The 11976-nt window shown below is 54.6% G+C and carries 12 protein-coding genes and 1 tRNA gene; 9 read left to right on the forward strand and 4 right to left on the reverse strand.

The features are described from left to right. Positions 1–68 precede the first annotated feature (68 nt). From H1D41_RS03945 to H1D41_RS03955, 3 genes are all read left to right on the forward strand, one after another. The gene (locus H1D41_RS03945) at positions 69–1751 is read left to right on the forward strand and encodes a BCCT family transporter (protein WP_228847685.1); all 1683 of its coding nucleotides are present in this window, start codon (positions 69–71) and stop codon (positions 1749–1751) included. A 66-nt stretch (positions 1752–1817) separates the two neighbouring features. Next, positions 1818–3266, forward strand: coding sequence for an NAD-dependent succinate-semialdehyde dehydrogenase (locus H1D41_RS03950; RefSeq protein WP_228847686.1), 1449 nt, complete (start codon positions 1818–1820; stop codon positions 3264–3266). Between the two features lie 660 nt (positions 3267–3926). Then, positions 3927–4304: a hypothetical protein gene (locus H1D41_RS03955; protein ID WP_228847687.1), complete on the forward strand. Its 378-nt coding sequence runs from the start codon at positions 3927–3929 to the stop codon at positions 4302–4304. A 959-nt stretch (positions 4305–5263) separates the two neighbouring features. Here H1D41_RS03955 and H1D41_RS03960 read toward each other — a convergent pair. Together H1D41_RS03960 and H1D41_RS03965 are read right to left on the reverse strand one after the other, a co-directional pair. After that, positions 5264–5339, reverse strand: a tRNA-Ala gene (locus H1D41_RS03960). A 139-nt stretch (positions 5340–5478) separates the two neighbouring features. Further along, the gene (locus H1D41_RS03965) at positions 5479–5802 is read right to left on the reverse strand and encodes a TIGR02300 family protein (protein WP_107495767.1); all 324 of its coding nucleotides are present in this window, start codon (positions 5800–5802) and stop codon (positions 5479–5481) included. A 182-nt stretch (positions 5803–5984) separates the two neighbouring features. Here H1D41_RS03965 and H1D41_RS03970 point away from each other — a divergent pair, with 182 nt between their 5' ends. The 3 genes from H1D41_RS03970 to H1D41_RS03980 are packed head-to-tail and all read left to right on the forward strand — an operon-like array spanning position 5985 to position 8240. After that, the gene (locus H1D41_RS03970; RefSeq protein WP_228847688.1) at positions 5985–6872 is read left to right on the forward strand and encodes an alpha/beta fold hydrolase; all 888 of its coding nucleotides are present in this window, start codon (positions 5985–5987) and stop codon (positions 6870–6872) included. Beyond that, the gene (locus H1D41_RS03975; protein ID WP_228847689.1) at positions 6869–7546 is read left to right on the forward strand and encodes a M48 family metallopeptidase; all 678 of its coding nucleotides are present in this window, start codon (positions 6869–6871) and stop codon (positions 7544–7546) included. Before H1D41_RS03970 ends, H1D41_RS03975 begins: the two co-directional genes overlap by 4 nt. Positions 7547–7589: 43 nt before the next feature. Beyond that, entirely contained in the window at positions 7590–8240 is a 651-nt protein-coding gene (locus H1D41_RS03980; RefSeq protein WP_107495770.1) for a GntR family transcriptional regulator, read from the forward strand. Positions 8241–8295: 55 nt separating this feature from the next. On the opposite strand, the gene H1D41_RS03985 is transcribed toward H1D41_RS03980, so the two are convergent. Next, positions 8296–8607 (reverse strand): hypothetical protein, encoded by a 312-nt coding sequence (locus H1D41_RS03985; RefSeq protein ID WP_228847690.1) that lies wholly within the window; start codon positions 8605–8607, stop codon positions 8296–8298. 292 nt (positions 8608–8899) lie between these two features. Further along, the gene (locus H1D41_RS03990) at positions 8900–9457 is read right to left on the reverse strand and encodes a hypothetical protein (RefSeq protein WP_228847691.1); all 558 of its coding nucleotides are present in this window, start codon (positions 9455–9457) and stop codon (positions 8900–8902) included. Positions 9458–9713: 256 nt separating this feature from the next. On the opposite strand from H1D41_RS03990, the gene H1D41_RS03995 reads away from it, so the two are divergent. From H1D41_RS03995 to H1D41_RS04005, 3 genes are read left to right on the forward strand one after another with little or no spacing between them, the layout of a single operon-like run. Beyond that, entirely contained in the window at positions 9714–10418 is a 705-nt protein-coding gene (locus H1D41_RS03995; protein WP_228847692.1) for an ABC transporter permease, read from the forward strand. Next, positions 10412–11128, forward strand: coding sequence for an ATP-binding cassette domain-containing protein (locus H1D41_RS04000; RefSeq protein WP_228847693.1), 717 nt, complete (start codon positions 10412–10414; stop codon positions 11126–11128). Before H1D41_RS03995 ends, H1D41_RS04000 begins: the two co-directional genes overlap by 7 nt. Beyond that, positions 11125–11925 (forward strand): substrate-binding domain-containing protein, encoded by an 801-nt coding sequence (locus tag H1D41_RS04005; protein ID WP_228847694.1) that lies wholly within the window; start codon positions 11125–11127, stop codon positions 11923–11925. Before H1D41_RS04000 ends, H1D41_RS04005 begins: the two co-directional genes overlap by 4 nt. The last annotated feature ends 51 nt before the right edge of the window (positions 11926–11976 follow it).

Consider the following 11976-nt stretch of genomic DNA (forward strand, 5'->3'; position numbering starts at 1 on the left):
AATTCACCGGGTGTCGTTTCGCGACACCCTACGGAAGTCCTGAACTTAATGATGGGAGGAAACGCGTCATGACACAGGAAAATAAACCCTCAGGAGGGGATCATCTGGTCTCTGATACAGGGTTGTTCAAGGGGCTGCACAACGGGATGAGCATTGCATCAAAAGCAATGATCGCCGTCTTTGTGCTGTTCACAATTCTGAACGTAGAATATGCGGGCAAACTTTATGGCGGGATCCGGTCCGGGGTAGAGGGCGCGCTGAGCTGGTATTATATCAGTTCCGTCGTAATCCTGTTCTTCGTCTGCCTGTTTTTGATGTTCAGCCGCTTTGGATCGATCCGCCTGGGCGACGATGATTCACGGCCTGAGTTTTCAAACTTCTCATGGTTTGCGATGCTGTTCTCTGCTGGTGTGTCCATCGGCATTCTGTTCTTTGGCATTGCGGAGCCGCTGTTTTATTTCGATAATTCAGCTGCCTGGGGCTATCCGAACAACCCGTTTGCAGATGCAGCCGGTCACACGGAAATGAACATGGAACGTGCGGTGGATGCGGTGCGCACCACGAACTTCCACTGGGGTTTGCATGGCTGGGCGATCTACACGATGACCGGTCTGGCACTGGGTTATTTTGCCTTCCGCAAGAAACTACCCCTGACATTCCGTTCTGCGCTTTACCCGATCCTGGGTGACAAGATCTATGGTCCGGCTGGTCACGCGGTTGATCTGCTGGCGGTCTTTGGCACCGTGTTTGGTATCGCGACATCGCTTGGTCTGGGTGTGACCCAGATGGCTGAGGGTCTGAACGTGCTGTTCGGCACCGGCACAAGCACCACGCTGAAGGTTGGCCTGGTGATCGTGATCTCAATCGTTGCGACCATGTCTGCGGTATCCGGCATCGGCAAAGGCATTCGGATCTTGTCTGAATGGAACATCATTCTGTCCATCTTGCTGGTTCTGTTCTTCCTGTTTGCGGGTCCGACACAATGGCTGATCGGGTTCTTCCTGAACGCGATGGGTGACTATGCGACCACGCTTTGGTCCATGGGTTTCTGGACGGCATCTGAAGCAGGTGACGTGAAATGGCAGGGCGGCTGGACGCTGTTCTATTGGGGTTGGTGGCTGTCTTGGGCACCGTTCGTGGGCATGTTCGTTGCGCGCATCTCAAAAGGCCGTACCATCCGTGAATTCATGCTGGGCGCGATGTTTGTTCCAACCACCATGGCTTTCATCTGGATTTCGATTTTCAGTGGCAACGCGCTGTATCTTGAGATGAACGCGGTTGATGGTGTTGGCACGGCAGGTCTGATTGACCAGGTGAACAACTGGAACCTTGGCGGCACGCTGTATGGCACGATTGATCGTTTGACCGAAAGCGGTGTTCTGTCTTGGATCGTATCCGCGCTTGCGACCTTCCTGCTGGCGACCTGGTTCATCACCAGTTCCGATTCAGGCACATTGGTTGTGACCACGATCCTGTCTATGGGCAACGCGAACCCTCCCAAAATCCACCGGATTATCTGGGGTGGCGCACAAGGTTTGGTCGCGGCAGTTCTGCTGATGGCCGGTGGCCTGTCCGCACTGCAAACCGCCGCTATCGCAGCCGCTTTGCCGATCTCGGTGTTGGTGGTTCTGATGGCCTGGGGCGTGATCAAATCCCTGATGGAGGATTCATCTGCGGTCCACATTGAGGACAGCGCCAAAGGCGGCACCGCCCCCGATGGCACGGCCTACAGTCGTGACCTGCACGGCTAACCTGTTGAAATAAAACAAAACGGGCGGGGTACTTCCCGCCCGTTTTTTAATGACCGGAGACACCTCATGTTAAACCTGACCCGCAAAGACCTGCTGACTGAAAGCGCCTATATTAATGGCGCCTGGATTTCATCCGACACCCGTTTTGACGTGCAGAACCCCGCCACAGGTGCCGTTCTGGCCCAGATCACGGATTGCACGATTGCTGATGTGAATGGCGCGATTGATGCAGCCGAAGTTGCGCAAAAGGAATGGGCCGCGCGCACTGGCAAAGAACGCGCTGGCATCCTGCACCGCTGGTTTGAACTGATGGTGGAACACGCCAATGATCTGGCGGCGATCCTGACGGCTGAGATGGGCAAACCTCTGGCGGAAGCCAAGGGCGAGATCATGTATGGTGCCAGCTTTATTGAGTGGTTCGCAGAAGAAGCGAAACGCGTTTACGGCGACACGATCCCCGGCCATCAGCGCGACAAACGTATTCTGGTGCTGAAACAACCCATTGGTGTTGTCGGCGCGATTACCCCCTGGAATTTCCCCAACGCCATGATCACCCGCAAGGCCGCACCAGCGCTGGCTGCTGGCTGTGCCATGGTCGTGCGTCCCGCCAGTGAAACGCCGCTGTCCGCCCTTGCGATGGCCGTTCTGGCGCACGAGGCCGGCGTGCCTGCCGGTGTGTTTTCGGTACTGCCGTCGACCGACAGTGTTGGCGTCGGCAAAGCGTTCTGTGAAAGCCCTGTGATGCGCAAGATCAGCTTCACCGGTTCAACGCGTGTGGGCAAGATCCTGATGCAGCAAGGGGCTGCGCAGGTGAAGAAACTGTCGCTGGAACTGGGCGGGAATGCACCATTTATCGTCTTTGATGATGCGGATCTCGATGCCGCCGTGGAAGGCGCGATGATTTCCAAGTTCCGCAATGCGGGCCAGACCTGTGTGTGTTCCAACCGCATTTACGTGCAGGACGGGGTTTATGACGCCTTTGTTGAAAAGCTTTCTGTTGCCGTATCCGCCTTGCAGGTTGGAAATGGGTCGGATGATGGCGTGGCGATCGGTCCGCTGATCACGCCCTCTGCCGTGGCGAAAGTGCGGGAACATATCGAAGATGCGACCTCGAAAGGTGCAACCATCGCAACCGGGGGCAACGCCCACGATCTTGGCGGCACGTTCTTCCAGCCAACCCTGATCTCAGGCGTGACCTCTGACATGGCTGTCGCGAAAGAAGAAACCTTCGGCCCGCTTGCCCCTGTCTTCCGATTTTCCACCACGCAAGAGGCTCTGGCGGCAGCCAATGACACCGAATTCGGCCTTGCATCCTATTTCTACAGCAACGACCTGAAACGCACATGGCAGGTGATGGAAGGCCTGGAATACGGCATGGTGGGTGTAAACACCGGCCTGATCTCAACCGAGGTCGCCCCTTTTGGTGGCGTCAAAGAAAGCGGTCAGGGGCGTGAAGGGTCTAAATACGGGATCGAAGACTACCTCGAAATCAAATACTGCTGTCTGAGCGTCTGAGCGTCTGAAAAGCGCAGCCCGTAGCGCAAAAGCGCTGCGGGCAATCTCACATGTATTACACATTGTGCCTGATCAAATGTGACCACACGTGACCTGTCGGGTGTTCCTCATAACATTCTTGCCCGTGCCAATGCCACCGGCCACTTGTACTGATACGTCTCGCCCCCACACAAGCCTCGCTGGCCAGAGGCACCAAACAAAGCACCTCGTCTTGAGATCGCGAAGCAGATCGCAAGTGAAGCTCCTGTTTACGAAGCGAGATTTCAGTCTCAGGCACTACAAAATGCACTCAAACGTGCGGATCAGGTTCGCGCTGGTATCGCATCAGATTGGTCAAGACGATCTACCAAGCCAGACAAGGACGGTCTTGTTCGCCATCCGATAAGCGGTGTTGACGCGGATAAATGGTACTGCCTGCACTGCGAGATATCGATGACGGGCAAACAGGTTGCGAAGAGCCTTTGGCATTGTCCGAATTGTGACGCCTCCCCCCTCGATATCCATGAAAGTTCTTGGTCGCTTAAAAATGGGGACGCTAGTTTCAAAACACTTGCGGATAAAGACATTCAAGGGAGACTGACCTGGTGATTGACTTTGCAGACACGCGGCTGAAGTTCGCGATCGATGCCGAAAAAATAACGCTCCTAATAAGAAGCGCGCTTGGGTGCCCTATTTGCAGATATCAATGTTCATGAGGGCAGTGAAGTCCGGATCACCTTTGATGAAGACCTCTGGCCAGAGCGTAAAGAACCAGTGTCCGCACTGGCAGTGGCTACCCTTCTCGGTATCAGAGTTGAGCAGGAAATGTATTTTCGGGAATTGCCTTTCGCTTGGCCAGGATTGGGCGAGCATACTTTCAGCACTGTTGAGTACACGGAAATGATGCTCAAAGCTTATGCTAGCCAGCGCGCTGACAACTCCGTCGAATTACCAACGACAAGAAAACTGAAGGCTGTGGGGAATGCCTCCGCAGCCTTTGTCTTGAAGCAACAGTTCTTTGATCAATCCGACGAATTCTCATCACGGGTCGGCCTGTGAACGACGAATGTCTGCAAAGCGGACTGCAACTGCGGCATTGGGCTTCACAGCTGGACGGCAGGTTTGGGCCGAGAACAACGTCGCCTATTGGCAAGCTCCTCGTAGGCATGAACTTTCCTAAGCACCTGATGTGATAGTGAATTTTCGTCAAATTTTGCTCGCACGACTTATTCAGTTAGTATGCGCCGACCATATTCGCGTAAATTGCCATATGGGTCGACGTATCTATACAGCGTTACAGTTCCAATTCCAAGTTCTAGGCAAAGCTGTTTGATCGTAATTTCTCCACTGGCCACAACCTTTTGGGTCCGTATGACCTGTTTCTTAGACAGCTTGAAACGTGGACCGCCAGTGATCCCGCGCGCACGCGTTGCAGCAAGTCCTCTTAATATCTTATCGCTATGACATCTCTTTTGAAAATCGGACAGAAGCGCCCAAATCTCAAGTGCTTTACGACCAGAGTCCGACGTGCGATCAAGGTCGGATCCAATGCCAGATAGAACGTTCAGACCGGCCTAGCGACGCGGGAAGAAATCACCGAGTTGGATAACATCAAGTGGGCGATCTCCTAAGCGATCCAGCGTCAAAATGATCAATGTACTCTGAGGACGCATGACCTTGAGACAATTACGCAAACTGCTTCGGGTATCGGTTTTCTTTCGAAGGGAGGCTGAAAATATCAAATCAGGAGGCACGCCAGCGGCCAGCAGCTGTTTGTGCTGTAGCTCAAGGCAGGAAATTTCTTCAAACGGAGACTTAGATATAGATCCGAATAACATGGATCAAACCTCACAGCCAAATGAACATCTAACACGTCAAACGTGTCTGGCTTAAAGGCTATGTGCGTTTTCACTATTTAAAAAGAGGGGCGTTGTGGCAGATTTACAGAATTGACACGTAACTTGCAAAGTTATGCTCAAAATTGCACTCTTATGCTCCAATGACACATATGTGATGTTTGGTGGAGCCTAGCGGGATCGAACCGCTGACCTCCTGCATGCCATGCAGGCGCTCTCCCAGCTGAGCTAAGGCCCCATCTTCAGATACTGGAAATCAGATCTGAATCTGTGTGCCGGTATCTAGAAGGTTCGTCCGGGCAGTTCAAGCGGATTTCGCTGCCCCGACGCATTTTTTTCAGATTTTTTTCTACCGGCCACAAGGACCGGTATTATAATCAGTTTTCTTCGTCGTCAGATGGAACGTCAGCAATCTCATCCAGGGAAACATTGCTGTCATCTTCATCGTCCAGCACGTCATCACCCAGATCTACATCGGTGCTTACGTCTTCATCATCTTCAAGAACAACATCTGCGTCATCGACCAGATCTTCTTCTTTTGTCTCTGCTTTATCCGCAGACAGGCTGCGGGTTTTACCAGAGGTATCGATATTAACGGCTTCGCCAGTATAAGGACTGACGGGCGGATTTTTGTTCAGATCGTAAAAACGCTTCCCGGTGGTCGGACAAAGACGTTTTACACCCCATTCTTCTTTGGGCATCAATTTTCCCTTCGCTCTGCGAGTCTGCTTAAGAGAGTCGCGATGAACTGCCACAAGCGAGGATAAAGGTCAAAGGCTTTTACGTAAAGCTTGCAAATTTGCAGCGGTTTGGCGCGTTGTCCAGGTTGTAGGCTATCCGTCGACCCTGTAAACTGGCAGAAATCAACAAAAAGACGAATGTAATGTTTGCAGGCTTCACCGATCAGGCCATCGAAGTTTCCACAGGTGTCAGCCTGCGTGTACGAACAGCCGGTGAAGGTCCGGCGGTGTTGCTTTTGCACGGCTATCCGCAGACCCATACTTGCTGGCACAAAGTCGCACCGCAACTGGTGGCTGCCGGGTTTCATGTGGTTCTGGCAGATCTGCGTGGCTATGGCGATTCTGACAAACCTGACAGTGATTCAAATCACAGCCCCTATTCCAAACGTACCATGGGCGAAGATCAGATCGCCCTGATGCGTCAGCTGGGTCATGAAAGCTTCTTTCTCGCAGGTCACGATCGCGGTGCACGTGTGGCCCATCGCATGGCGCGGGATTATCCGGATGCTGTGCGCGCACTGGCGGTTCTGGATATCGCCCCAACCGCACATATGTACAACAACACCAATATGGAATTTGCCAGCGGCTATTATCACTGGTTCTTCCTGATCCAGCCCGTGCCCCTGCCCGAAAAACTGATCGGCGCAGATCCTGCCTTTTATCTGAAAAGCAAACTGCACGCCTGGAGCAAGGGCAATGATGCGGCTTTCACCCCGGAAGCCCTGGCAGAGTATGAACGCTGCTTTACCCCTGAAATGATTGCCGCCAGCTGCGAAGATTACCGCGCATCCGCTACAATTGATCTGCAACATGATGGCCGCGCAGTCGGCGGCAAGCTACAACAGCCTTTGCTGGCGCTCTGGGGGGCAAAAGGATTGGTCGCAAAGTTATATGACGTGATCAACGCCTGGGAAGACGTGGCACAAAATGTGCGCGGCGCGCCCCTGCCCTGCGGTCACTTCCTGCCGGAAGAAGAACCAGAAGAAACCGCACGCCTGCTGGCCGAATTCTTCCGGAGCATGGGCACATGATCCTGCCCGGTGATCCCCCTGTTACGATTGACCTGAAACGCAATGCCCGCGCCCGGCGGATGACTCTGCGTGTGTCGCGCCTCGATGGGCGGGTGACCCTGTCTGTCCCCAAACGTCTGAAGGAAGCTGAGGCCCGTGCCTTTGCCGAAGAAAAGGCCCCCTGGATCCGAAAGCAGCTGGCGACGCAACCTGACCTGCAGACACCGGTTATCGGGGGGCATCTGCTGTATCAGGGGGAACTGTATCCGGTCGTGGCTGGCAAAGGGCGGGTTGCGAAACTGACGGACGGCCAATTTGTGACGCCTGGCGCGGCAGAGACCGCAGCAAAGAAGCTTGCCGCACTCCTGAAACTTCTGGCCCGCGACCGCCTTATTGCGGCCTCTGATCATTATGCCGCAGCTCTTGGCACCGATTACAGCGCCATTCAGCTGCGTGACACACGGTCTCGCTGGGGGTCCTGTTCATCCCAGGGGAAGCTCATGTATTCATGGCGTCTGATCATGGCCCCACCCGAAGTGCTGGATTACGTTGCTGCCCATGAAGTTGCCCATCTGCGTGAAATGAACCACTCCGCTGCCTTCTGGAAACTGGTTGATCAGATTTGCCCAGGTTATGAAGCCCCCCGTGCCTGGCTGCGTGAAAGTGGCAATCAACTGCACGCCTGGCAATTCTGAACATCCCTTGACCCGGACACATCTTTTGTGATCACAGTCTGATATGCAAAGCACCGTCAAAACCTCTGACACACATTCCGCGACCCATGATCTGCTGTATCGCAACCTGCGTACACAAATCATGCATGGTGAACTTGGTCCGGGCGAAGCATTGACCGTGCGCGGTCTTGCGGCAAAGTGGAATGTATCCATGACACCCGCCCGGGAAGCTTTGCGCAGGCTGTCTGCGGAAGGGGCGTTAACTGTTTCGGCGTCCGGGCGCTTTTCCACACCCACGCTGTCCAATGACAGGATCGAAGAACTGGCGGCTTTGCGGGCATTGCTGGAACCTGAACTGGCATCACGCGCCCTGCCCCGGGCGCATATGGCATTGATTGACCGGCTGCAGATGATCAATTCTTCCGTCGCAGAAGCCGTCGTAAAACAGGATGCCGTGGCCTATATCCGCACCAACCTTGAATTCCACAGAACCCTTTATTTACGGGCACATGCGCCTGCAATGCTGGCCATGACAGAAACTGTCTGGCTGCAGATGGGGCCGACGATGCGGGCGCTTTATGGGCGGTTGAGACGGGCGGAGCCGCCGGCAAATCACCGGTTGATTATTGCGGCGCTGCGGGCGGGGGATGAGCCTGGCCTGCGTTTGGCCGTACGGGCAGATGCAACCCAGGGCTTGCGGATGTTGGCAAGCTAAAACCCCGAAGCATGGCCCCGGGGTTTCATTTGCAGCGTGTTATTAACTTTTAACCTTACCGGTCAGATGCATTCTCGGATGCCAGCTGGCCTGCGAACCATGCGGCTGCTACCGGGTTCACACCACCTTTGGAGGACAGGGTAGCGCCGACAGATGGGTTGGCTTGTGTCTCGATGCCAGTGCCGGCTTCAGCCGCCAGGTCTGCAAAGATTTCAACAGCTTCTGCAGTGACGGGGCTTGAGCGTTCAACAACAACACTTTCAATACCGGTGTTGTCCTGGGCGAAGTGAGCTTCAACATCTTTGGCACCAGCAAAAGCAGGAGCAGCAACAGTCAGGGCGAGGATGGATGCGATTACAGTTTTCATAGCGTTAACCTTTCAAGGGTCTGGGTGTTTCGAATTTTGGAGGAAGTCTTTGTGCTTCCGATGTGATTGATTTGGGGGTGCTTCAGATCACCTTCAAGACACAGAACCGTGAGGTCTGTTCACGCATGCACACAGGGCTGTGAGCGTTTGAAACAAGGGAATTCGAGTGAATATGGCATGCACAACATATGCATTTTCTATGCACATCTTATGCATACGCGAGGAACGGGGGAGTAAAAATCCGTTAACTTTCCGGGCGCGATATCCAGCGGCCCGTACCTGATCCTCAAAATTAAATTTTACCGATATACCAACGCTCGTCGAATATCTCATCACGGAACCACATCGGCGGGTCACATTCATCAAAAACCGAAAGCGGAAGTTGGTTAAACATCCCCTCAATGACCAGTGGTTCTGCGGGGCAGATCAGGACAGATTGTGTGTTCAGAATATCCGAACCAAATTCTTCGATATCCAGCCTGGCCATCTCGGGTGCATTTTCTGTCAAAATACGAAGGATTTTTTCGAATGCCTGGGCTAAATGCACAGATTTTATATTCAGCCCAGTATGTGACAGATCCACCCCTATTTTCTGCAGGATCTCTGCATTTGCTTTTATGTCGCCCAGACATTGTTTCAGCAGCTTTACTTCCTGGAACAATTCGAGAATTTCAGCGCCAACAGTAGGGTAACGGTAAAATTTTGAAATAATGGGAAATTCCGTCTTTGCATCTTCCGAACACAGTTCAATCGCAGAGAAGAACGCAAGAACGTCCTGAGAGGTACCTACCGCACGATTATTTAAAGGATAGCAGATCGCATAAGGGTATTTTTGATGAAGATTTTGCATCACGCGTGCTTTCTAAATTTGCGTCCGGTTAACGAGCACGATGTCAGACAACCGTAAGGAGCCACCCTGAGTATGGTTGATCATTATCATCACTCAGACTCGCCGGCTATGAAAATATTCTCAACTGAAAGATAAACGTCTCCAGACAAAGGGTAGTGCATAGCGACGCAATCATCACAGGACCGTCGCCTTGTTGCTTTCGCGGCCCGCCTGTTTCAGGCTAAAGCAGCCTGAGTGCGAAAGGGCGCGATGATTCATGAGTGACATCTGGGAAGGATTGCGGGCGGCGGCCTGGCTGTTGATCAGCTTTGATGCGGATCTCTGGGAGATCACGCTGCGGTCTTTGCGTGTCACGCTGACGGCCCTGCTGATTGCCTGTGTGATTGCCATGCCTCTGGGCGCGCTTCTGGTGCTGCGGCGTTTTTGGGCCCGACGCTTTGTGATTGCCCTGCTCAATTCCCTGATGGGTCTGCCGCCGGTGGTGGTGGGGCTGATCGTTTATCTGATGCTGTCGCGCAGTGGCCCGTTTGGGGTGCTGAACCTTCTGTTCACGCCCACGGCGATGGTGATCGCCCAGGTGATCATCATCACGCCGCTGATTGCGTCGATCACCCATCAGGCGCTGCGGGAATTGTGGAGCGAATATCACGATCTGTTGATTTCCTTGAACACCAGCATTTTTCAGCGCGTCCGGACGCTGCTGTGGGACGGACGACGCACGCTGTTGACCGCCGCGCTTGCGGGCTTTGGTCGCGCGATTGGCGAGGTCGGCGCGATCATGGTGGTGGGCGGCAATATTGACAATGCGACCCGCGTTCTGACGACCGCGATTGCGCTGGAAACCGGGAAGGGTGATTTTGCCATGGCGCTTGGTCTTGGCATGGTTCTGATCGGGCTGGCGGTGACGGTGAACCTGGCGATCCACTGGCTGACGGGCACAGAAAGGGCGGGACGATGGTGACATCTATTCTGCCTCTGCGCCTGGATAGGGCCTTTGTGAAACGGCGCGGCAAGATGCTGGCCGGGCCGGTTGATCTGGACCTGACGGGCGACGGCGTGACCATTCTGATGGGACCAAATGGGGCGGGTAAGACCACGCTGTTGCGCATGATGCACGGGATTGAACGGCTGTCCGGCGGCACCGTGACCTGGGCTGCGGATGAAGAAACGGCGCGGGCTGCACAAAGTTTTGTGTTTCAGACCCCGGTGATCATGCGGCGGTCTGTGTTGGAGAACCTGATGTATCCCCTGCGTCTGACGGGTGTTGCGAAGGCTGCGGCCCGGAAACGTGCGGAAGACGCCTGTGCGATGATTGGGCTGGCGGGCCAGGAAGGACAGCGGGCGACGCGGCTGTCTGGTGGTGAAAAGCAGAAACTAGCGCTTGCGCGCGCCCTGATCCGCGACCCGCAGGTGCTGTTTCTGGATGAACCCTGCGCCAATCTGGATGGGGCATCAACACGCGAAATCGAAACCCTGTTGCAGGCGGCTGCGGGGCGTGGCACAGGCATCATTATGAGCACGCATAGCATTGGTCAGGCAAAACGCCTGGCGCGGGATATGTTGTTCATGAATCGCGGCCGGCTTATTGAACACAGCCCGGCCGATGTGTTTTTTACCAGTGCGACAACGCCCGAAGCACGGGCCTTCCTTAACGGAGACATTCTGGAATGAAGCGTAGCATTTTTGCTTCTCTCGCCGCCGTTTTTCTGGCGGCACCTGCATTTGCGGATGACATGAAACTGGCGGTCACGACGTCTTTTCACAACTCGGGCCTGTCGGATATTCTTTTGCCCGCTTTGACGGAAGATACTGGCATTGAAGTGCAGCTGCTGGTGGTTGGCACCGGTCAGGCCCTGCGCCTGGGCGAAGCCGGAGATGTCGATGCAATCCTTGTGCATTCGCGTGCCGCGGAAGAAGCCTTTGTTGAGGCCGGATACAGCACCGCCCGACGCGAAATCATGTATAATGATTTCATTCTGGTGGGGCCGCTGGCCGATCCGGCACAGGCTGGTCAGGCGACGAGCATTCGGGACGCGCTCTGGGCTATATCTGGTGGCACTGCGCCTTTTGTGTCGCGCGGGGATGACAGCGGAACGCATAAACGCGAGCTGAACCTCTGGGACACGGCGGGCATGAACCCGGTGAATGCAGACTGGTATCGTGCGACCGGTTCCGGCATGGGCGCGGCCCTGAACACGGCGGCAGGCATGGGTGCGTATATTCTGACGGATCGCGCGAGCTGGCTGAATTTTGGCAATAAAGACGGGCTGATGGTGATTTTTGAGGGCGATGAAGCGCTGTTCAATCAATACGCCTATCTGAAGGTCAGCCCCGAACTGCATGACCATGTGCAGGCGATGACAGCGGCGCGGCTTGAAGCCTGGCTGGTGTCAGATCGCGCGGCGGAACTGATTGATGGCTATGAAATCGACGGGCAGAAACTGTTTACTTTCAACGCGGTCAGATAACCCCCAAATAAAACCCCGGCCCGCTGATGCGAACCGGGGCGCCGTCGCGAC

It is taken from the genome of Halocynthiibacter styelae, from assembly GCF_016123485.1.
Lineage (GTDB): Bacteria > Pseudomonadota > Alphaproteobacteria > Rhodobacterales > Rhodobacteraceae > Halocynthiibacter > Halocynthiibacter styelae.

Bases quoted from the DNA above. Each gene is read 5' to 3' on its own strand.
- H1D41_RS03945 (WP_228847685.1), top strand. From the start codon at position 69: ATGACACAGGAAAATAAACCCTCAGGAGGGGATCATCTGGTCTCTGAT.
- H1D41_RS03950 (WP_228847686.1), top strand. From the start codon at position 1,818: ATGTTAAACCTGACCCGCAAAGACCTGCTGACTGAAAGCGCCTATATT.
- H1D41_RS03965 (WP_107495767.1), bottom strand. From the start codon at position 5,802: ATGCCCAAAGAAGAATGGGGTGTAAAACGTCTTTGTCCGACCACCGGG.
- H1D41_RS03970 (WP_228847688.1), top strand. From the start codon at position 5,985: ATGTTTGCAGGCTTCACCGATCAGGCCATCGAAGTTTCCACAGGTGTC.
- H1D41_RS03975 (WP_228847689.1), top strand. From the start codon at position 6,869: ATGATCCTGCCCGGTGATCCCCCTGTTACGATTGACCTGAAACGCAAT.
- H1D41_RS03980 (WP_107495770.1), top strand. From the start codon at position 7,590: ATGCAAAGCACCGTCAAAACCTCTGACACACATTCCGCGACCCATGAT.
- H1D41_RS03985 (WP_228847690.1), bottom strand. From the start codon at position 8,607: ATGAAAACTGTAATCGCATCCATCCTCGCCCTGACTGTTGCTGCTCCT.
- H1D41_RS03990 (WP_228847691.1), bottom strand. From the start codon at position 9,457: ATGCAAAATCTTCATCAAAAATACCCTTATGCGATCTGCTATCCTTTA.
- H1D41_RS03995 (WP_228847692.1), top strand. From the start codon at position 9,714: ATGAGTGACATCTGGGAAGGATTGCGGGCGGCGGCCTGGCTGTTGATC.
- H1D41_RS04000 (WP_228847693.1), top strand. From the start codon at position 10,412: ATGGTGACATCTATTCTGCCTCTGCGCCTGGATAGGGCCTTTGTGAAA.
- H1D41_RS04005 (WP_228847694.1), top strand. From the start codon at position 11,125: ATGAAGCGTAGCATTTTTGCTTCTCTCGCCGCCGTTTTTCTGGCGGCA.